The following is a 19,471-nucleotide window of genomic DNA, read 5'->3' as shown; positions in this document are numbered from 1 at the left end:
GAACGTGAGCGAGCAGCACACCTACCGGGTGATCGTCCGGGGTACCTGGGACGGCCTCACCGACGAGGCCCGTGCCCGGCTGCTCGCCGAGGCCGCCGATCACGGTCTGGCCGCCATGCGCTTCACCGAGGAGGGCACGCTGTCGTACGAGCCGCAGCCGCTGAAGCACTTCTCGATGCGCTATGTGGTGGTGTCGGACGCGGCCGACGGCGAGGAGATGGCGGGCGCCCTGGCCGAAGACCGGGCGGAGACGGCGCTGCGGGAGCTGGGCTACGGCTTCACCGGGCTGAAGTCGACGGTCACCGACCTCGACACGATGAAGGTCAACCGGAAGCCCGCGTCCCGGCGGCACGCATCTCGGCGGTGAGCGCCCACCGCTCGTGATCGCGCCACTCCCCGTCGATGTGGATCATCTTCGGGGAGAAGCCCTCCAGCCGGAACCCGCAGGTGCGCGCGAGGGCGATCGAGGCGGTGTTCCCCGGCTGCACATTGATCTCCAGCCGGTGCAGCCGCATCGGCCCGAAGGCGTACCCCACCACCAGCTCGAGCCCCTCCCGCATCAGCCCCCGCCCGGCCGCGTGCGCGAAGGCGCCGTATCCCAGGGCGCCGCACTGGAAGCCGCCCTGGACGATGTTGTTGATGTTGATGAACCCGGCGACGGCCCCGCTCTCGTTGCCTTCGCCGTCGCTCCTGGCGCCCTTCTCGCAGACCAGGAACCCGGCCTTCGTCGGGTCCTCGATCAGCCGTCCCGCGTAGGCGGTGTACGCCTCGGGGGTGGCCGGCGGGAACAGCCACGGGTGGTGCAGGTCCTTGCTCTCGCGGACCCGGGCGGTGAACTCGGCCCCGTCCGCGTAGGTGAAGTGACGTATCCCCACACGGGGGCCCTCGGCGAGGTAGCGGGAAGCGGTGTGCGGCACCCGGCCAGCCTACGGCCGGCCGCTCAGCGCCGCCGCCCCATGAAGTAGTACGCCCCGCACAGCGCGCCGATCAGCGCCGTGGCGAGCAGAGCCGCCCACAGGGGCATGGTCACCTCGGGGATCAGCAGTCTGATCCTGGTCTGCTGGGTGTTCTCGAAGATGAAGACCAGGGTGAGCGCGGCGACGACCAGCATGACGACCCGGCCGGGCGTCATCGCCTCGCGCCAGCCACCCGACGTGTGGCGGGGCCCGGAGGTCTTCGGGAACTTCGAGGTCTTCGGGCTCATACGTCCAGAGTGAGCCGCGAACCGCCGTCCCGCACGTCAGCGCAGGGCGGGCACGTCCAGGGCCAGCGTGCCCGCGTCCGCGTCGAGTTCTGCGCTCACCCCGAACGGCACGGTCAGCGCGCCCTCGCAGTGCCCGAACCCCAGTTCCTCGACGACCGGCACACCGAGCCCGCCGAGCCGGTCCGCGAGGACCGGCCGCAGTTCCTCGTAGGGCCCGCATCTGTCCCAGGAGCCGAGCCCGATGCCGGCGACCCCGTCCAGCCAGCCGGTGCGAAGGAGCTGGGTGAGGGCACGGTCGACCGCATACGGTCGTTCGCCGACGTCCTCGATCAGCAGCAGCCCGCCGCGGGCGCCGGGACGGGTGTGCGGGGTGCCGTATCCGGTGGCGAGGAGCGTGAGACAGCCGCCCAGGGTGACGCCCCGTGCGCGGCCGGGGGCGAGGGGCGTGCCGGTGGTGGTGAGGGTGCGGACGGTCTCGGGGGCGAAGAGGGTGGCACGGAGGTGGTCCTGGGCGCGGGCGTTCTTCACGAAGTCGATGCCGGCGGCCACCGGGCCGTACAGCGTGACCAGCCCCAGCCTGGCGGCGAACGCCTCGTGGAGGGTGGTGCTGTCGCTGAAGCCGACGAACACCTTCGGTCCGGCGGCCCGCATCGCGTCCCAGTCGAGCAGATCGACCATGCGCTGGGCGCCGTAGCCGCCCCGCGCGCACAGCACCGCGTCGACGGCCGGGTCGCACCAGGCCCGCTGGAGGTCGGCTGCCCGGTCGGCGTCGGTGCCGGCGAGGTGGCCGAGGCCGCCGGTGTGCCGGTCGAGGACATGGGGTGCGGGCACCGGGTCGAGGTCCCAGCCGCGCAGCAGGTCGAGCCCGGCCTGGAGCCGCTCCTCCGCCACGGGTCCGCTGGGCGCGACGACGGCCACCCGGGCACCGGGCGCCAGCCGGGTCGGCCGGACGAGGTCCTTCACTGCGTGAGCTCCAAGGTGGGGATGCCGGGCGGACGCAGCCCGAAAACCTGAGCGTACAGCGACAGCTCGGCCTCCAGCGCCCGCACCGTCGTCCCGGCCCGCCGGAATCCGTGCCCCTCCCCCTCGAACGCGAGATAGGCGTGCGGCACTCCGCGTCCCGCCAGCCGGGCGAGGAACCGCTCGCACTGGGCCGGCGGACAGATCACGTCGTCCAGGCCCTGCAACAGCAGAAACGGTACGGCGATCCGATCGGCGTGCTCGAGCGGCGAGCGCTCCGCGTACCGGGCGGGCACCTCGGCGAGCGGCCCGACGAGGGTGTCCAGGTAACGGGACTCCAGGTCGTGCGTCCCGCCGGTCGCCCAGCCCACCAGGTCCAGGACGGGGTAGCGGATGGTGCCGCAGGCGTACACGTCGGTGCCGGCCAGCGAGGCGGCGGCCGTCCAGCCGCCCGCGCTGCCGCCCCGGATCGCCAGCCGGTCGCGGTCTGCGGTGCCCTCGTCGGCGAGGGTCCGGGCGACGGCCGCGCAGTCCTCCACGTCCACCACGCCCCACTGCTCGCGCAGCCGTCCCCGGTACTCCCGCCCGTATCCCGTGGACCCCCCGTAGTTGACCTCGGCGACCCCGATGCCCCGGGAGGTGAAGTAGGCGATCTCCAGGTCCAGGACGAGCGGCGCCCGGTCGGTGGGCCCGCCGTGCGCCCACACGACGTAGGGCGGCAGCTCGTGACCGGGGGCCGCGCAGCCCGGGTGGTGGGGCGGGTAGACGTGGGCGTGGATCTCGCGGCCGTCCGGGCCGTCGAAGGTGCGGATCTGCGGCTCCGGGTAGAAGGCCGGGTCCACCGCGTCGTCGTGCGCGGCCCCGATCACACGGGCCCGGCCGGTCCGGGCATCCAGCTCCACCACCTCGTAGGCGCTGCGCGGACTGGCGGCAACGGTGACGACCCGCTCGCCCTGCACGGCGAGCGTGGAGGCGAACTCCGTCCAGGGCCCGGCCGCGTCGACCAGTTCCCCGGTCTCGGGATCCAGGATCCCGAGGGCGGTCGCGCCCTTGCCGTGCACGACGGCGACGAGGCCGTTGTCCAACGGGGCGAACCAGCGGTGCCCGAGCTTCCAGAGGGCTCCGCCGAACTCCTCGTCGCGGGGGCAGACCGGCTGGTGGTCGCGGTAGAGGTTCCACCAGCCGCTACGGTCGCTTGTATACAGTAGACAGTCACCCGCGGGCGGAGTGCCGTCGCCGGTGGACCGCATACCGTCGCCCGAAGATTGCATACCGTCGCCCGCGAAGGGGATCCCGCCGCCCCGCGACCGCTGCCAGTCGACCTGCGCGATCGACTCCTCCGGCCCCCCGGCCACCACCCGCGCCCCGCCGAGGGTCCCGTCCGGCGTGACGTCGGCGACGAGCACCTCCGTGCCGTCCCACGGCATCCGCGGATGGTCCCAGGCCAGCCAGGCGGCCCGGCGCCCGTCGGGCGAGAGCCGCGCTCCGGTGACGAACCGGTGCCGGCCGGCGGTGAGTTCGCGCACGGCGGCCCGGTCCTCGGCGGCCGAGCCGTCCAGCGGTACGGCGGCCAGGACCCGGCGCACGTCGGTCGGCGCGTCACCGGTGAACTCCTCCAGGACGCACCACACTTCACCCCGGCCGAGGAGCAACTGCGGCTCCGCCCAGCGCAGCCCGCCCCCGACGGACGACACGGGAGTCAGGGGCCGGGGCTCGCCGCCGGGCTCGTAGGCGTACAGCCGTTGGTCGGCGAAGTGCGTGAACACCACCAGCGGGCCGTTCTCGCGCACGGCTCCCGTCCAGGGCTGTCCGCCGTACTCGACGACCCGGCTGCGCACGTTCCAGGGCGGGGGAAGAACCGATTCCTCCGTGCCGTCCGCGCGTCGGCGGACCAGGGTGCGCCGACCGTCCTCGGTGGGGCGGGGCGCGGTCCACCACACCTCGTCGCCGACGAAGCCGACGTACTCGGGCCGTCCGTCGTGAGTGGCGGCGAGACGCGCGTCGATGGGCGAGGGCCATGACCCGTACGGCAGGATCTGCACGTTCTCCCCTCGTCTAGGCCGTGCGCAGGAAGCGGTCGAGGACCTGGACGCCGAAGTGCAGGGCGTCGACGGGCACCCGCTCGTCCACGCCGTGGAACAGGGCCTGGTAGTCGAAGCCCTCCGGCAGCTTCAGCGGCGCGAAGCCGTAGCCGGTGATGCCGAGTCGGGAGAACTGCTTGGCGTCCGTGCCGCCGGACATGCAGTACGGCACGACATGCCCCTCGGGCGCGAACTCCTCGACCGCGGCGCGCATCCTGGCGTAGAGGGGGGCGTCCACCGGTGCCTGGAGGGCGACCGAGTGATGGCGGAACTCCCAGTCGACGTCGGGGCCGGTGAGTTCGTCGAGGGTCGCGCGGAACTCGTCCTCGGCGCCCCAGAGATACCGTCCGTCGACATGGGCGACGGCCTCGCCCGGGATGACGTTGAGCTTGTAACCGGCCTCCAGCATGGTCGGGTTGGCGCTGTTGCGGACCGTCGCCTCCACGAGGGAGGCCGCCGGGCCGAGCTTCTCCAGCAGCGCGTCCACGCCGGCGGGGTCGTCGAGCGCGGCCTCGATGCCGTAGAGCGCGGCGAGTTCGGTGAGTGCGGCGCGGACGGTCGGGGTGAGCCGCGTCGGCCACTCGTGCTCGCCGATGCGGGTGACGGCGGCGGCGAGCCGGGTGACGGCGTTCTCCCGGTTGACCTTGGAGCCGTGTCCGGCGCGCCCGCGCGCGGTGAGCTTCAGCCAGCCGGTGCCGCGCTCCCCCGCCGCGATGGGGTAGATCTCGTGTCCGGCGCCGTCGTGGAAGGTGAACGCGCCGGACTCGCCGACGGCCTCCGTGCAGCCCTCGAACAGGGCGGCGTGCCGCTCGGCGAGGAAGGCGGCACCGTCCTCGGCGCTGGCCTCCTCGTCGGCGGTGAAGGCGAGGACGAGGTCGCGGCGGGGCCGTACGCCCTGCCGGGCCCAGGCGCGCACCACGGCCAGGATCATCGCGTCCATGTTCTTCATGTCGACCGCCCCGCGCCCCCACACGACCCCGTCGCGCACCTCCCCGGAGAAGGGGTGCACGCTCCAGTCGGCGGCCTCGGCGGGGACGACGTCCAGGTGGCCGTGGAGGAGCAGCGCGTCCGCGGACGGATCGGTGCCCTCGATGCGGGCGACGACGTTGGTGCGTCCCGTGGTGCGTTCGAGGAGGGTCGGTTCGATGCCCGCTTCGGCGAGTCGCGCGGCCGCGTACTCGGCGGCGGGCCGCTCCCGGCAGTCACCGCCGCCCCGGTTGGTGGTGTCGATGCGGATGAGGTCGGAGGTGAAGCGGACGACCTCGTCCCGCGCCTGCGCGTCAACCATCCCGCTCCTGTTCCCGGTTGTCCTGCCGCTCAGCCATACTGCTCCTCGATCGCGGCCGAGACGATCGTGGTGACCGCCTTGAAGGTACGGATGCCCTCGTACATCGTGCCGCTGGTGTAGGCGATCCTACGTTCGCCGACGCGGGCCACGCCGGGGACGACGGTGGCGGCCGTCGCGAGGTGTTCGGCGTCGAACTCGACGGCGACCGTATGCGGTCCACCGTCGACGGGATCCTGTCGTACGGCGAGCGAGGCCGCCTCCTTCGCGGCCGCCCGGATGTCAGCGGCGGTACGGGCCGGCGTCCGGCAGACGGCGGCGTACCGCGAGACATGGTCCTTGACGGCGACCTTCAGCGCCTCCGGCGCGTAGCCCAGCGCGTCCTCGCAGGCCAGATCGTCGCCGGTGACCAGCACCACCGGCACGCCGTACTCGGCGACGACGCGTGCGTTGAGCAGGCCCTCGCTGGCGCGTACGTCGTTCAGCCAGACGCCGGTGATCGAGTTGGCGAGGTAGGTGTGGGCCAGGACGCCCTCCATGCCCGCGCCGGTGTGGTAGCCGAGGAACGCGATGCCGTCGACGTCGCCGTACTGGACGCCCTCCACCATCGAGAGCGACTTGTGCCTGCCGGTGAGCATCTCGGCCCGGTCGTCGAGCCGTTCGAGGAGGAGGTTGCGCATGCTCCAGTGGGCCTCGTTGATCAGCACCTCGTCGGCGCCGCCGTCGAGGAACCCGAGCACGGCCGCGTTGACGTCGGAGGTGAACATCGACCGGCAGCGCTCCCACTGGGGGGTTCCGGGCAGCACGTCGGCCGGCCAGGTGACGCCGGTGGCGCCCTCCATGTCGGCACTGATCAGGATCTTCACGTGCGGGCCCCTGTCCTCTCCGGAAGGTCCCCGAGCCTAGCGGGCCGCCTCCCGGTTCCCCGGGGAGCGACTCGGGTCGGAGGTGTGCTCTCGTCACCTCGCTCACCGCGCTGGTCGCCCACGCGCGGGCGGGAGCGGTGCGCTGGCGGGCCGGGCTGTTGTTCGCGGCGGCCGGTGTGCCGCCCGCCGCCACGGCCGGCGCGCTGTCCTCCCGTGTCCCGCAGACCGTGCCGACCCTGATGTTCGCGGCGCTGGCCGCCGTGGCCGCCGTGCGCATGCTGCGCCGCCGTGTCCCGAGCGGGGACGGCAGGGGCTCGGGGGCCCGTGCGGTGGGCGCCGGAGCGGGACTGGGCGCGGTGACCGGGTTCCTCGGGGTCGGTGGCGGGTTTCTCGCCGTACCGGCGCTGGTGGGCGTGCTGGCCGTGCCGATGAGTGCGGCGGTGAGGACGAGTCCGCTGGTGATCGTCGCCAACGCGCTGGTGGCCGGCGCGCACCCGGCGGCCGGCCCGCACTGGGCCCCGATCCTGCCGTTCCTCGCGACCGCCGTGCTGGGGGCGTGGGACGGCCGGCGGCTGGCCGCGAGGGTCTCCGCCGGCACGCTCCAGCGGGTCTTCGGCGCCGTCCTGCTGGCCGTCGCGGCGGGCATGGGCCTCACGGCCGTCCTGTGACCACGCCCCGGACGCGGGTCAGGCCAGCGACAGGAAGAGTTTCTCCAGGCGGGCGCGCATCTGCGTGGAGTCCCGCACCTCGGGGTCCTCGCTGGTCATGCACTGCTCCAGACCGGTCGCGATGATCGAGAAGCCCGCCCGGTCCAGGGCCCGTGAGACCGCCGCGAGCTGGGTGACCACGTCCTCGCAGTCCCGGCCCTCCTCGATCATCCGGATCACGCCCGCGAGCTGGCCCTGGGCCCGCCGCAGCCGGTTGAGCGCCGACTTCAGCTCCTCGGCCGACATGTCGAGTTGCACTACTCCTCCTCCTGCATACCCCCATGGGTATCCTACCCGTGGGGACAACATCCCGGAGAAGGGTTCTGTTCCGTGACCGGTTCGCAGACCGCGCCCACCGCCCTCTCCCGTGCCGCTGGACCGGCTCACCGAGGCCGCGCCCGTACCGAGGACGGCCGCGGAGCGGCGGCCCCTGCTGATCGTATGCGCTTGCGGGTCCCCCTCCGGCGGGGGCTGCGCACAGCTCGCGGCCCTCGGGGTCGGGGCGGCCACGCTGGAGGGCGGCACCGGCGCGTGGGCCGCCGCCGGGCACGCCCTGGAGCGGCCGGCCGGTCCCCGCACCCGGTGGCCGACGGACCGTCAGGTGCGCCTGGCGGCCGGCTCCCCGGTCGTCGCGGGCTTCGCGGCGGGCCTGGACCGACGGCCCGCGCACCGGCCGTCCGGGCTGGTCGGCGCCGGCCCGGTGGGCTCCGGCGCCACCAGCACCTGCGGCATGGCCGCCCTGCTGTCGCGGTTCCCGCACGGCCGGCCGGGCGCGGACACCGTCTCCTTATGGGAGGCGCCGGAGCGGCGCACCGCCCGACCGATCCGCGGTCAGGCGGCCCGCCCTGCCACCAGCCACTTCGACGGCAGCTCGATCCAGGTGCCGTCCGGCGCGGTCTCGGTGGTGACGAGCGGGAGTTCACCGCTCGCGAGGACGGTGAGACCGGCCGCGCCCAGGTAGGCGGGCACCGCGTCGTCGGCGACGTCGCCGGGTGCTATGCCGTGGCGGAAGATCGGCGCGAGCTTGGGGGGCGGGCCGGCCGGGCTCTGGGCGAGGCCGCCGAGCACGGGACGGGCCGCCTCCGACAGTTCGACGAGGAAGACCCGGCCCCGCTCCCCGAGCAGCGCCGCTATCCCGTCGGCCAGCGGCTGCCGGTCCGCGGGCTCGCACTGGTGCAGGACACCCCGCATGTAGACGTTGGCGTCGCCGAGTTCGGCGTGCAGGGTCTCGGCGGCGCCCTTCTCGGCCGCGTCCAGCAGCCGGTACGCCGCCCGTCCGGCGGGGTCGGCGCGGCGGGCGTGGTCGAGGGCGGCGGCGGCCAGGTCGACGCCGACGACATGCCGGAAGCGGTCGGCGAGGTAGCGGGTCTGGGTGCCGTTGCCGCAGCCGAGGTCCACCAGGGCCAGCCCGGAATCGACGACATGGGGTTCGAAGAGGGCGAGGTGGAGGGCGGCGGTCACCTTCGGATCCGCGTCCCAGAACACCGCGCCCGGGTCGTCGGGGGCCTCGCTCCAGAAGCCCTCCCAGGCCTCCCGGTACCGCATCGTCACGCTCATGCACGCTCCCCAGGGTGCGACGTCGATCCGCCGTAAGTGACGGGCGAGTACGGTTTATCGCTCCCCGGTCACCGCTACAAGCGCGGTGCGCGTTCCTTCACGCCCCGTTCCGCAGTCGTACGCCGTTGTGCGCCCCCCGGCACGGGGCGTGCGCTCGAATCGCCGGCCGTGGGGCCCTTCGGGGCGGGCCGCTCAGCGGGTGGGTGGCGTCTGCCGGGCGGTCAGCGCCGTGGCAGCGTCAGCTCGAACCACACCGTCTTCCCGGCGGCCGTACGGCTGGTCCCCCACTCCCGGGCCAGGGTGCTCACGACGCGCAGGCCTCGGCCGGTTTCCTCCCCGGGCCCGGCGCTCAGCAGGGTCGGCAGCTCGTGGTCGTCGTCGTCCACCTCGCACAGCAGCGTCTCGCCGCGCACCAGCCGCAGGGCGACGGGCCGCCGGTGGGAGTGCCGTACGGCATTGGTGACCAGCTCGCTCACCAACAGCTCGGCGGGGTAGGTCAGTTTCCCCAGTCCCCAGTCGTGGAGCTGTTCGCGGACCACGGCGCGGGCCCGGCCGGCCTCGGCCGGGCCGAGGGGGAAGCGCCACTCGGCCACGTCGTCGGGTTCGACGCCGTTGAGGCGGGCCATCAGCAGGGCCACGTCGTCCTTGCGGCCGCCGCGCCGGTTGAGGGCGCGGATGATGGTGTCGCAGGCGTCGTCCATGGAGGCGGCCGGATGGGCGGCGGACTCGCACAGCGTCGCGAGGCCCACGCCGATGTCCTCGCCGCGCATCTCCACCAGGCCGTCGGTGCACATCACGAGGCGGTCGCCGGGCTCCACGCGCACGCGTACCGACTCGAAGGGAACCCCGCCGACGCCGATGGGCGCTCCGGTCGGCAGGTCGAGCAGTTCGCTGCGGCCGTCGACGGCACGCACCAGGACGGGAGGAATGTGGCCCGCGTTGGCGAGGTGGAGTTCGCTCGCGATGGGGTCGTAGACGGCGTACAGGCAGGTGGCGAGGTAGGTGTCGCCGAGGCGTTGCGCCAGGTCGTCGAGGTTGCGCAGGAGCTGGGCGGGCGGCAGGTCGAGGGCGGCCATGGTCTGCACGGCCGTTCTCAGCTGGCCCATCATGGCGGCCGAGTTGAGGCCGTGGCCCATGACGTCGCCGACGACCAGGGCGGTGCGCGCGCCGGGGAGTTTCACCGAGTCGAACCAGTCGCCGCCGACCCGTCCCAGCAGCGTGCCCGGAAGGTAGCGGGTGGCGATGTCGCAGCCCGCCATGCGGGGCGGGATGTGCGGCAGCATGCTGTCCTGGAGGGTCTCGGCGACGCTCTCCTGGTAGGTGTACATGCGCGCGTTGTCGAGCACGAGGCCCGCTCGGGCGGCGAGTTCGGCGCCGGTGACCCGGTCCATGTCGTTGAACTCGGCGCGCTCGGGGTGGCGCAGCAGGATCATGAAGCCGAGGACGACGTGACGGGCCTTCAGCGGGACGACGAGCATGGAGCGGCCGGTGATCAGGGGCCGGATGTCGCGTTTTTCGAACTGCGAGGCGATGGCGTGGCCCATCTGCTCGCTGATGCGCGGCACGAGGACGGGCTCGCCGGTGGTCATGCACTGGAAGAACGGGGTGTGGGCCGGAAAGGGCATCGCCTCGCCGACGGGGACGACGTCGTCCCAGCGGCCGGGTTCGTCGGTGTGCTCGACGGCCACGCGGTGCCACATGGTCCTGGTGTCCGGCACGCCCTCCGGGAACCCCTCTCCGGCGACGACCTGTTCGCGCAGATAGGTGCCGGCGACGTCGGTGAAGCGGGGCACGACGGCCTTGCTGACCTCGATGATGGTGCGCGAGAGATCGAGGCTGGTGCCGATCTTCCCGCTGACCTCGTTGAGGAACTCCAGGCGTTCGCGCACGGCGGCGTACTCGAGGTCCTCGCCCTCGTCGGCGATGTCCAGCGGTATCGGCCGTCCCTCGGCGGCGGAGCGGGCGGCCCGCTCGCGGCGCGCCCTGCGTTCGACGCGCCGGGCGACGCCCCAGTCGGGGGTGACCGGCACCCGGTCGTTCTGGCTGAACTCCAGGACGGGGTAGCCGAGTTCGAGGATCTGGGCGACGATGCGGGCGCTTTCGCCGACGCTCATGCTGGGCAGGATCTCGGGCAGTCCGCGGGCGAGTTCCTCGGCGCCGGGGAAGTCGGTGTGCAGGGCGAAGCCGGGCGCGATGCGTTCGAGGGCGGGCGGAGTGGAGCGCTCCGCGGGCGCCTCGGCCTGTTCCTGGTGGAGTCGGGCGGCGTCGGCGGCGAGCACGAGCAGCCGCTCGCGGCCCGGTCCGACCAGCGGGTAGGCCCACCACAGGACGTCCACGCGGTCGCTCCCCCGCCCTGCGGGCCGGAGCACCCCGCTCTCGCTCCGCTCGGGCACGGAGAGACGGGCGCGTCCGGCAGCCGGGTAGCTCAGCCCGTGGTCGAGGGAGGACTCCAGGCCGGGTCCCAGTCCGTCGTACGCCCCGTAGTCCCCGTGGGGAAAGTCGTCGTCGGGGTCGGGCAGGGCGCCGGAGACGGGGAGCAGGTCGATGGCGGCCTCGCCGATCGCCTCCTCCTTGGCGACGCCGAAGAGCCGGCGTGCGCCGGTGCTCCAGTGGGAGACGAGCCCGTCGCGGTCGACGACCACCACGGCCAGGGGGATGCGCCCGGCGTCGGCCGTGCCGTCCGCCGCTCCGTCGTCCGCTCCGCGGCTGGGAGGTGCGTCCCTCTCGGTGCCACGGTCCATGGCCCAGGCCCTCTCTCCCCAGAGCTGTGCAAGATCTGTCCGCGGCAACAACCGTACGGCGCGGGCCCGTCGGGATGTGCGGCAATCCTGGAATTGGTTTCACCGCGGCGCGCCGGGGTACGCCGGCGGCCCGCGGGCGGCGTGTCGACCCGCGGCTGGCCGACGGCGACGACGGTGTCGTCGCAGGTCCTCGGGCACCGGAGCGGTCCCGCCCACGTGCCGTTCCCGGTCGGGTGACGAGCAGGGCCCCGAGCCTCCCGGGGACGGGGCCTGCTCCGGGCTACTTCTCGACCTCGACGGCGAGCTTGTCGAGGACGGCGTCGTAGATGCGGCCGAGGCCCTTGGGGGCGAAGGTCTTCTCGAAGAAGCCGCCGATGCCGCCGGCGCCCTGCCAGGTGGTGGTGACGACGACTCGGGACCTGCCCTCACCGGCGGGGGTGACGCGCCAGACGGTGACCATCGAGGAGTTGCGGTCCTTCTCGACCAGTTCGCCGTCGGTCGGCTCGGTGACCTCCAGGAGGCAGTCGCGGACGCGCTTGCTGGTGGCCTGGAGCTTCCAGTGGACGAGGGTGCCCTCGCCGTCGCCGCCCTCGCGCACCTCGTACTCGCTGAAGTGCTCGGGCAGCAGGTTCGCGCGCGCGCCGCTGTAGTCGGCGAGCGTGTCGAACACCTTCTCGGGGTCCGCCGCGACGACCCGCTCGGTGATGGCCTCGACCTGCGCCATGAAGTTCCTCCAGGTCCGTGTTGCTCAGGAATTCTCGGGGTGGGGCAAGCCAACCACCCCGCTCCACGGCCGCCCAAATCGGGGGCGCGGAAGCGATCACCGGGCGAGCGAAACGCCGAGGCAGACACCCACGCGCACGATCATGGGAACAGATGTTCTATTGTGGGAGCAGAGCGTGGGCAGTGCTACCGAGGAGGCGTCATGCGCTGGGACAACCTCGCCGAGACCGGCCACGGCCGGGTGGCGGACGCCGCGCTGTTCGGCGCGGACGCGGTGACGACCCGGACCTTCGACACGCCCGAGTTCGCCGGCATCACCTTCCACGAGATCCGGGCCCGCACGGTCCTCAACCGAGTGCCGGGCGCCTCGCGGATGCCGTTCGAGTGGACGGTGAACCCCTACCGCGGGTGCACACACGCGTGCGTCTACTGCTTCGCCAGGAAGACGCACAGCTACCTGGACCTGGACACCGGGATCGGCTTCGACACCCAGATCGTCGTCAAGGTGAACGCGCCGGAGGTGCTGCGCCGCCAGCTGGCCTCGCCGCGCTGGCACGGCGACCACGTCGCGATGGGCACCAACGTCGACTGCTACCAGCGCGCGGAGGGCCGCTACCGGCTGATGCCGGGCATCCTGTCCGCCCTGCGCGACCGGGCGAACCCCTTCTCGATCCTGACCAAGGGCACGCTCATCCTGCGCGACCTGGACCTGCTGAGGCAGTCCGCCGAGGTGACCGACGTGGGCATCTCCGTCTCGGTCGGCTTCACCGACACCGCTCTGTGGCACACCGTGGAACCGGGCACCCCGGCCCCCGAACGGCGCCTGGACGTCGTCCGCACCTTCACCGAGCACGGCATGGGCGTCGGGGTGCTGATGGCGCCGGTCATCCCCTTCCTCTCCGACGAGCCGGCCCAGCTGCGGGCCACCGTGCGGGCGATCGCGGCGGCCGGGGCCACCTCCGTCACCCCGCTCGTGCTGCATCTGCGCCCCGGGGCGCGCGAGTGGTTCATGGCCTGGCTCGGAGAGCACCACCCCTACCTGGTGCGCCGCTACGAGCGGCTGTACGCGGACGGCGCCTACGCCCCGAAGTGGTACCAGCGCCGGATCACCCGTCAGGTGCACGAGCTCGCCCAGGAGTACGGCATCGGCCCCACGCGGGCGGAGATGCCCCGCCGCGTCCGGCCGCCCGAGCAGGAGGAGGAGCCCGCCCCGGCCGGGCCGACCCAACTCACCCTGATCTGAGCGCGTTCGAGCGCATCCGGCGACCCGATCGGGTCAACTCGCACCGGAACGGGAATTTCCGGACGATCTTTCCGGGACGATGCCGCGAGGGCCGTGAGCCACGCGGCCCGGCCACCTCGGCCCTCTCCGTCCTGGGAGGACTTCTTGAACACACGCGCAGCCGTGCTGTGCGCTGCCGCCGTCGTCGTGGCCGGGACGGTCACGGCCGTACCGGCCGGGGCGACCCCGGCGCCCGCCGCCGCCCCGGCGACGAAGCTCACCTGGAAGAAGTGCGCCACCACCGACCAGCCGACGCTGCAGTGCGCGACCCTGAAGGTGCCGCTCGACCACGACGCCCGGGGCGGGGAGCGGATCACCCTGGCGCTCTCGCGCGTCCCGCACACCGCAAAGACGTACCAGGGGCCGCTGCTGGTCAACCCGGGCGGCCCCGGCGGGCGGGGGCTGTCCCTCGCCGGATTCGTCGCCTCGGCGCTGCCGAAGTCGGTGGCGGCCCAGTACGACGTCATCGGCTTCGACCCGCGCGGAGTGGGCAGGAGCACGCCCGCCCTGGACTGCAGGCCCGGTCACTTCACCCCGGCCCGCCCCGACTCGCTGCCGGCCACCGCGGCGCTCGAGCGGGCCAACCTCCGGCGCGCGCGGTCCTTCGCCGCGGCCTGCGGCAAGAAGTACGCGCGCGTGCTGCCGCACATGGACACGATCAGCGCCGTGCGCGACATGGACGCGATCCGCGCCGCCACCGGCGCGCCGAAGCTCAACTACTTCGGCTACTCCTACGGCACCTACCTCGGCGCGGTCTACGCCAAGCTGTACCCGCAGCGGGTGCGGCGTCTGGTCCTCGACTCGATCGTCGACCCCACGGGCGTCTGGTACGACGACAACCTCACGCAGGACGTCGCCTTCAACGACCGCCACCGCGCCCTGATGGCGTGGATCGCCAGGTACGACAAGACGTACCGGCTCGGCACCGATCCCGTGAAGGTCGAGGCCCGGTGGTACGCGATGCGCGCGGCGCTCGCCAGGAGACCGGCGGACGGCAAGGTGGGCGCCGCGGAGCTGGAGGACACCTTCCTGCCCGGCGGCTACTACAACGGCTACTGGCCCCACCTCGCCAAGGCCTTCGCGGCGTACGTCCGTGACAGGAACGCCGACCCGCTGGTGCAGGCGTACGAGAACTTCGCCGCCGTCGACGCCTCCGGGGACAACGGCTACAGCGTCTACACCTCGGTGCAGTGCCGGGACGCGTCCTGGCCGGGCGACTGGGACGCATGGCGCTCGGACAACTGGGCGGCCTACCGCAAGGCGCCGTTCATGACCTGGAACAACGCCTGGTACAACGCGCCGTGCGCGTTCTGGCCGGTCAGGTCGCGGGGGCCGGTGAACATCATGAACGACAAGCTGCCGCCGGCCCTGCTCTTCCAGGCGACGAACGACGCGGCGACCCCGTACGAGGGCGGCGCCATGGTCCACGCCCTGCTGCACGGCTCCAGCTTCGTGATCGAACAGGGCGGCGGGAACCACGGCATCACGCTGAGCGGGAACAGCTGCCTGGACAAGCACCTGGCGAGCTACCTGGCCGACGGCACGGTGCCGCGCGGCACCGGCGCGGTGGACGCGGTGTGCAGGGCCCAGGCCGACCCGAAGCCGATCACCTCGAAGGTCGCCTCCCGCACGGCCCACGGCGCGACGCTGCACGGCCTGCTGGGCTTCCGCGGCTGACCGCCGGTCACGGCCCGTCGCAGGGGCCGGACCCGGCTTCTCACCGGCGGGCCGCGTCGGGGACGGACGGCACCGGGCTCCGCGAGGTCGTCACCGACCGCACCGAGCCCTCACGCCACTCCTGGCGCGGCTCCGCCTCGCGGTCAGGCCACAGGGTCGGCGTAGGTGCTGAACCGCAGGTACACCCCGATGTCCGCGGGCATCTCCGGCGAGATCGTCCGGTAGCTGCACAACTCCTGCAGCCCCGGGTCGCCCTCCGGCAGTCCCTCCGTCAGCCGGCGCAGAATCTCGGCGTGCGGACGCGGGTCGACGCCCTCCAGCTCCATGAGCCGGGCGATGCGTACGGCGGCCTCCGCGTCGGAACGGGTGTTGTTCGGCAGCCGCAGATAGACGTTGGCCTCATCCGGGCCCGGCGCGCCCTCCCGGAACGCCAGACAGGTCATCGGCTCGTTGCTGACGGTGCCGCCGTCCCGCCCGTAGATGACGGTACGCGCCCGGGCCACCCGGGCCGGCTCGTAGCGGTGCGCCAACGCCGCCACGGTGTCCAGCTCGTCCATCGGCATGGGACGGTGACGGAAGTAGACCTTGACGCGGGAGGCGTCTGCGCCGTCCAGGTCGAGAGCCATGAGCTCCAGTTCGTGTCCGCGCCGCGCGAGTTCCCCTCCGCGGTGGCCCACCGGTTCCCAGGCGTCCGACAGGCCCAGCCGGCGCATGGCTTCCGCCATGACCTCGTACGCGCGGTCCAGTCCGTGCACCTGCGGGTTGAGGTAGACCTTGTAGTGGGGCCGCTCCCCCGGCCGCCAGGCCAGGGAGTGCCAGATGGTGGCCCGGTAGCGCTCGGGCTCGGACGTGACGAACAGGTCCTCGATGCTCGAGTAGCGCTCGATGTCCGTCCCGGGGCGCCCGGCGAGCCGACGCGTCAGCTCCCGGCCGGCCTCCTGGCAGCCGAGCGGGGTGCCGTCGGAGCCGAGCGACTCGAACAGGATGCGGACCTCGGGTCTTCCGCCCTTCCAGCTGACGGAGAGTTCGGCGGGGAAGCCGTCGGCCGAGACGAACGAGGGCGGATCGCACCGGGTGCCGATGGGCCGCTCCCCCCACGGGTGGAGGACTTCCCGCAGGTCCTGCAGCACGGTCTGCGTCTCCCACTGGTCTGTACCCAGGCCTCGGCAGACCGCTGTCCACTTTTCTTCCAAGAACTGCCCAAACGATTTTTCCGGGTCCTGACGCAAGGCCAGGCCGGGTATCTCATCAGGGAGTTGCGCACTGGTCACTGTCGATCACCCTCCACAGCCGGACCAACCCGGCTTCGTCCGCGGTCACTTCGGCAGCCCGACGGGCGCGCCAAGCCTTCACAGTTCGGCGGAAAGCGATCTTCCCCTTGGAAACATATTCGAATCTCGAACTAACAGGCGAAGCGACAGCGCCGCGCAGGCGCCGAACCGGCGGGGTCGAGTGCCGGAGACCCGTCCGGGGCTGACGGCGGCTCAGCTCCGCCGGGGGATCCTGGCCAGCGCCTGGACCGCCGCCTCGGCGAGCGCCGGGTGAGCGAGGGCGTCGTCGAGGACGGGCCGGGCTCGGGCGTCCCCGAGCACGCCCAGACCCTCCACGCAGGCGAGGGCCACCCGCCGGTAGGGGTCGTGCGGGGTCAGCCGCCGCCGGAGTGTGGTGATCAGCGCGGGCACGGACTCCGGCGCGCGCAGCTCCACCAGGAGCCGGACGGGGTGCAGGGCGTAGGCGACCCGCAGTTCGTTGGTGGCCAGGGCGGCCGCGGCGCGGGCGGTGCGGGGGTCGCCGAGGCGGGCCAGCGCGTGTGCGGCGGAGGCGCAGCGCGGCGGGTCGCGGTGGTTGAGCAGCAGGACGAGCGTCTCGAAGGCGCGCCGGTCCCCGGCCAGCCCCAGCCTGAAGGCGGCCAGCTCCCGGGCCCACAGCGGCCGGCCCGCCTCGGTGAGCACGTCCGCCAGTTCGTCGTGATCGGTCGTGGCCCTGAGCCGTTCGTACGCCGCCGTGCCGCCCGACTCCTGCCGTAAGCGCTCCGTGAGCGATCGCAACTCCTCGTCCATGTGCCGAGGGTAGGGCAGAGCCCGCACCCCCCGACGGCCGCAGGCGCGCGGCGGCGCACGGAAGCACGACCCGCGCACATCGAGCCGCGCTCCCCGCGCCGGCGCGCGTCGGGCACCGGGCCACCGTGGCATCCGGCCGCCCCTCACCATGCGGTCGCATTCCACCAGTGACGTGCAGCAACGTCATGCATCTCGAACAGAGGGCACATGTTTAGGAGCAACTCCGCTCACCCATAGCCACGTTCGACAGGTTTTCGAACGAAGATCATTCGCCTAGGCGAATTTTCGCCAAGGAAAGCGGTCGGCACGCACGTCAGTACTATGACGCCCCGACAGCGGCACAGCACCGCTCAACCCCACGCGAGGCGGCTGTTGTTGACGCTCCGACCCCTTGCCCACAGCCATGATCCATGGCCTGTCCAAGAACGATCAGAGAGCGTTGCTACTGATAAGTAACGAGCCGTCAGATGGGTGTCCGAACCGACAGGAAAGGGTTCCCGACCACCCGCCTGATGATGTGAGCCGTCGATGCGGAGCCATGAGCTCCTGCACCGAGGCGCCGGCGGCGCCGTCACGTGTCCGAAGGGCCTTGAACCACCCCATTCACCCCGAAAGGCCTTGAACCATGAGTCCTACCTCACCCCTTGATCCGTCCCGCCGGAAGGAACTGATGAGCCGTCTGTTCCACAAGGTGCGGTTCGACACGTTCGAGGTCTACGACGACCCCCGTTTCCATGTCACGGCCTTCACCCTCGAGTCCTTCACCAGGACCCTGCCCCTGCTGCCGGCCGGGGTCAGCGACGAGGAGGCCTACGAACAGCTGATGGACGTGACCATGCGACTCGCGGCCGACCACCAGGAGGACTGCGAAAACCGCTGTGGCCTGTCCGAGGTGCATCTGGTGCCCCTCGTGTCCCTGTACGGGTTCAGGTCGGAGGAGGTCGACGACGAGTTCCGGCCGTGGCTGGCCGAGGTCGACGCCCTGCCGCCCTGGGACCGCGCGGTCTTCCGGCTCGTGGCCTCCCTCGGCTGGACCAACGCCAAGGCGGCCAGGGTGCTGGGCCGCTCGGAGGGCTGGACCAGCAAGCTCAACAGCCGGGCCAGAGAGACTCTGACGTCCGCCGGCGTCTCCGTGGAGGAGCTCCAGAAGGGCTTCTTCGACGTAGAGATCAGAAGAAGAAAGGAGAAGGCATGACCACCCCGAAGGCGTTTCGCCGCCAGGCGCGCCTGATCGACCATGCCGCTCCGCCCACTCCCCAGGAGTGGCTGGAGCACGACGCCCGGTACTTCGACGACGTCGAGGCCGAAATCCAGCGGCGGGCCGCGGGCGGTGCCCCCGACGCGGCTCCCTGGGCGTCACCGCTCTACTTCGGCACGTCCCACGGCGACGAGTCCGCCCCCGGACGCCTGTTGCTCACCCTGCGGCATCTGTCGGGTGAGGCGATCGCCCGGCTGGTCCTGCTCGGCCGGGTGCTCCACAAGGAGAGCACCCGGCCGGAAGGGGCCCCGGCGGCCGAAGCGTACGAGGACACCGGCACCGTCAGTCCGGCCACGCCGGTCGGCCGGGCCATGGTGGGGCCGTCGGCGAGCGCGAAGGCGCTAGCCGGCTGACCCCCTGACCGAGTGCCGCCGCTCCCGCCCCACCGACGCCGGAGCGGCGGCACCCGGCACCACCCGCACCGCACCCCGCCCCTCGGCACACACCCCGATCCACCCCGATCACGCCGGACAGAAAGTGCACGAACATGGCGATCCACGACACCCCGCCGGAGAACGACGCCACTGCGCGGCAGAACGACGCCGGTCGGTCGGCCGGCATCCCGCGGCCGCGTCCGGCAACCGACTCCCCGGCCGAGGCCGAGGCCGGGCCCGCGGCCGAGCCGTCGACGCGCGACCATCCCGCGGACCGCCGGCTGCTCCTCGCCCTCAAGTCCGTCATCGCCCTGCTGGTCACCGGCTCCGTCACCTGCGTCTGCCTGGCCGTGCACCAGCTCGCCCACCAGTCCCCCTTCACCAACACGTACGTCGGACTGGCCGGCGTGAGCGCGACCGGCGTCGCCGCCTGCGTCCCCGCCTACCTCCACTTCCGCCGCAAGGACCCGTCCGACGGCGGCCACTGACCCGAAGACGGGGCACGGCCGGACGCGGCCCACGTCACAGAAATGGGGACTGGCGCGCTCGTTACCCACCGGTTAAGCTCATACGAGCGAGTCACCCACTCGCCACACCTCCTCATCGCGGCCTGGTGACGCAGCCGAGGTGAGAGAAGTCGGTTCGGTACCTCGTACCGATGTACGACCCGGCCACGGGACAGGGCCGGTCGGATCC

Annotated in this window: 18 protein-coding genes and 2 pseudogenes; 8 read left to right on the top strand and 12 right to left on the bottom strand. The window is 72.6% G+C overall.

The window, feature by feature from the left end; all coding sequences use genetic code 11:
• Positions 1-4: 4 nt before the first annotated feature.
• Positions 5-367, top strand: a complete 363-nt coding sequence (locus ACIBVL_RS16260; protein ID WP_399097787.1) for a DUF6204 family protein — start codon at positions 5-7, stop codon at positions 365-367.
• On the opposite strand, the gene ACIBVL_RS16255 is transcribed toward ACIBVL_RS16260, so the two are convergent.
• From ACIBVL_RS16255 to ACIBVL_RS16230, 6 genes are read right to left on the bottom strand one after another with little or no spacing between them, the layout of a single operon-like run.
• A complete protein-coding gene (locus tag ACIBVL_RS16255) occupies positions 324-917 on the bottom strand; it encodes a GNAT family N-acetyltransferase (protein WP_399097786.1) in 594 nt (197 codons plus the stop codon). The two genes, ACIBVL_RS16260 and ACIBVL_RS16255, sit on opposite strands and share 44 nt — an antisense overlap.
• A gap of 23 nt (positions 918-940) precedes the next feature.
• Positions 941-1,204: a DUF1049 domain-containing protein gene (locus ACIBVL_RS16250; protein WP_399097785.1), complete on the bottom strand. Its 264-nt coding sequence runs from the start codon at positions 1,202-1,204 to the stop codon at positions 941-943.
• A gap of 36 nt (positions 1,205-1,240) precedes the next feature.
• The gene (locus ACIBVL_RS16245; RefSeq protein ID WP_399097784.1) at positions 1,241-2,167 is read right to left on the bottom strand and encodes an LD-carboxypeptidase; all 927 of its coding nucleotides are present in this window, start codon (positions 2,165-2,167) and stop codon (positions 1,241-1,243) included.
• Positions 2,164-4,206, bottom strand: a complete 2,043-nt coding sequence (locus ACIBVL_RS16240; RefSeq protein WP_399097783.1) for a S9 family peptidase — start codon at positions 4,204-4,206, stop codon at positions 2,164-2,166. The genes ACIBVL_RS16245 and ACIBVL_RS16240 overlap by 4 nt, the downstream gene beginning before the upstream one ends.
• 13 nt (positions 4,207-4,219) lie before the next feature.
• Positions 4,220-5,533 (bottom strand): M20/M25/M40 family metallo-hydrolase, encoded by a 1,314-nt coding sequence (locus ACIBVL_RS16235; protein WP_399097782.1) that lies wholly within the window; start codon positions 5,531-5,533, stop codon positions 4,220-4,222.
• A gap of 29 nt (positions 5,534-5,562) precedes the next feature.
• Complete coding sequence (locus ACIBVL_RS16230; RefSeq protein ID WP_399097781.1) at positions 5,563-6,396, bottom strand: M55 family metallopeptidase; 834 nt, start codon at positions 6,394-6,396, stop codon at positions 5,563-5,565.
• A 92-nt stretch (positions 6,397-6,488) separates the two neighbouring features.
• Here ACIBVL_RS16230 and ACIBVL_RS16225 point away from each other — a divergent pair.
• Positions 6,489-7,064, top strand: a pseudogene (locus ACIBVL_RS16225) (sulfite exporter TauE/SafE family protein); the annotation flags it as partial.
• Between the two features lie 18 nt (positions 7,065-7,082).
• Here the strand turns inward: ACIBVL_RS16225 and ACIBVL_RS16220 are convergent.
• Positions 7,083-7,361, bottom strand: coding sequence for a metal-sensitive transcriptional regulator (locus tag ACIBVL_RS16220; RefSeq protein WP_363090754.1), 279 nt, complete (start codon positions 7,359-7,361; stop codon positions 7,083-7,085).
• 109 nt (positions 7,362-7,470) lie between these two features.
• Between ACIBVL_RS16220 and ACIBVL_RS16215 the strand changes: the two are divergent.
• A pseudogene (locus ACIBVL_RS16215) lies at positions 7,471-7,839 on the top strand (DUF2892 domain-containing protein); the annotation flags it as partial.
• 95 nt (positions 7,840-7,934) lie between these two features.
• Here ACIBVL_RS16215 and ACIBVL_RS16210 read toward each other — a convergent pair.
• The 3 genes from ACIBVL_RS16210 to ACIBVL_RS16200 form a co-directional block, all read right to left on the bottom strand.
• Positions 7,935-8,660 carry a methyltransferase domain-containing protein gene (locus ACIBVL_RS16210; RefSeq protein WP_399097780.1) on the bottom strand — a complete coding sequence of 242 codons (726 nt, stop codon included), beginning with the start codon at positions 8,658-8,660 and terminating at the stop codon, positions 7,935-7,937.
• A 221-nt stretch (positions 8,661-8,881) separates the two neighbouring features.
• Positions 8,882-11,401, bottom strand: a complete 2,520-nt coding sequence (locus tag ACIBVL_RS16205) for a SpoIIE family protein phosphatase (protein ID WP_399097779.1) — start codon at positions 11,399-11,401, stop codon at positions 8,882-8,884.
• Between the two features lie 280 nt (positions 11,402-11,681).
• A complete protein-coding gene (locus ACIBVL_RS16200) occupies positions 11,682-12,125 on the bottom strand; it encodes an SRPBCC family protein (RefSeq protein WP_399097778.1) in 444 nt (147 codons plus the stop codon).
• Between the two features lie 201 nt (positions 12,126-12,326).
• Between ACIBVL_RS16200 and ACIBVL_RS16195 the strand changes: the two genes are divergently transcribed.
• Both ACIBVL_RS16195 and ACIBVL_RS16190 read left to right on the top strand, forming a co-directional pair.
• A complete protein-coding gene (locus ACIBVL_RS16195; RefSeq protein WP_399097777.1) occupies positions 12,327-13,367 on the top strand; it encodes an Rv2578c family radical SAM protein in 1,041 nt (346 codons plus the stop codon).
• A 144-nt stretch (positions 13,368-13,511) separates the two neighbouring features.
• Entirely contained in the window at positions 13,512-15,083 is a 1,572-nt protein-coding gene (locus ACIBVL_RS16190; protein ID WP_399097776.1) for an alpha/beta hydrolase, read from the top strand.
• Between the two features lie 143 nt (positions 15,084-15,226).
• Here ACIBVL_RS16190 and ACIBVL_RS16185 read toward each other — a convergent pair whose 3' ends face one another.
• On the bottom strand, positions 15,227-16,213 hold the full coding sequence (locus ACIBVL_RS16185; protein ID WP_399097775.1) for a tryptophan dimethylallyltransferase family protein: 987 nt from the start codon (positions 16,211-16,213) through the stop codon (positions 15,227-15,229).
• A 354-nt stretch (positions 16,214-16,567) separates the two neighbouring features.
• Positions 16,568-17,143 (bottom strand): adenylosuccinate lyase, encoded by a 576-nt coding sequence (locus ACIBVL_RS16180; protein WP_399097774.1) that lies wholly within the window; start codon positions 17,141-17,143, stop codon positions 16,568-16,570.
• Between the two features lie 670 nt (positions 17,144-17,813).
• On the opposite strand from ACIBVL_RS16180, the gene ACIBVL_RS16175 reads away from it, so the two are divergent.
• The 3 genes from ACIBVL_RS16175 to ACIBVL_RS16165 all read left to right on the top strand — a co-directional run bounded on the left by ACIBVL_RS16175 (position 17,814) and on the right by ACIBVL_RS16165 (position 19,263).
• Entirely contained in the window at positions 17,814-18,338 is a 525-nt protein-coding gene (locus tag ACIBVL_RS16175) for a hypothetical protein (RefSeq protein WP_399097773.1), read from the top strand.
• Positions 18,335-18,754, top strand: coding sequence for a hypothetical protein (locus ACIBVL_RS16170; RefSeq protein WP_399097772.1), 420 nt, complete (start codon positions 18,335-18,337; stop codon positions 18,752-18,754). Before ACIBVL_RS16175 ends, ACIBVL_RS16170 begins: the two co-directional genes overlap by 4 nt.
• Before the next feature lie 134 nt (positions 18,755-18,888).
• Entirely contained in the window at positions 18,889-19,263 is a 375-nt protein-coding gene (locus ACIBVL_RS16165; protein WP_399097771.1) for a hypothetical protein, read from the top strand.
• Positions 19,264-19,471 lie beyond the last annotated feature (208 nt).

The sequence above is a fragment of the Streptomyces sp. NPDC049687 genome (assembly GCF_044465285.1).
GTDB lineage: Bacteria > Actinomycetota > Actinomycetes > Streptomycetales > Streptomycetaceae > Streptomyces.
The sequence above is the reverse complement of the archived record's forward strand: the minus strand, read 5'-3'. Positions and strand labels throughout refer to the sequence as shown.

Coding starts and splice junctions, on each gene's coding strand:
- ACIBVL_RS16195 (WP_399097777.1), top strand. CDS start 12,327: ATGCGCTGGGACAACCTCGCCGAGACCGGCCACGGCCGGGTGGCGGAC.
- ACIBVL_RS16165 (WP_399097771.1), top strand. CDS start 18,889: ATGGCGATCCACGACACCCCGCCGGAGAACGACGCCACTGCGCGGCAG.
- ACIBVL_RS16200 (WP_399097778.1), bottom strand. CDS start 12,125: ATGGCGCAGGTCGAGGCCATCACCGAGCGGGTCGTCGCGGCGGACCCC.
- ACIBVL_RS16210 (WP_399097780.1), bottom strand. CDS start 8,660: ATGAGCGTGACGATGCGGTACCGGGAGGCCTGGGAGGGCTTCTGGAGC.
- ACIBVL_RS16235 (WP_399097782.1), bottom strand. CDS start 5,533: ATGGTTGACGCGCAGGCGCGGGACGAGGTCGTCCGCTTCACCTCCGAC.
- ACIBVL_RS16205 (WP_399097779.1), bottom strand. CDS start 11,401: ATGGACCGTGGCACCGAGAGGGACGCACCTCCCAGCCGCGGAGCGGAC.
- ACIBVL_RS16250 (WP_399097785.1), bottom strand. CDS start 1,204: ATGAGCCCGAAGACCTCGAAGTTCCCGAAGACCTCCGGGCCCCGCCAC.
- ACIBVL_RS16170 (WP_399097772.1), top strand. CDS start 18,335: ATGACCACCCCGAAGGCGTTTCGCCGCCAGGCGCGCCTGATCGACCAT.
- ACIBVL_RS16175 (WP_399097773.1), top strand. CDS start 17,814: ATGAGCCGTCTGTTCCACAAGGTGCGGTTCGACACGTTCGAGGTCTAC.
- ACIBVL_RS16180 (WP_399097774.1), bottom strand. CDS start 17,143: ATGGACGAGGAGTTGCGATCGCTCACGGAGCGCTTACGGCAGGAGTCG.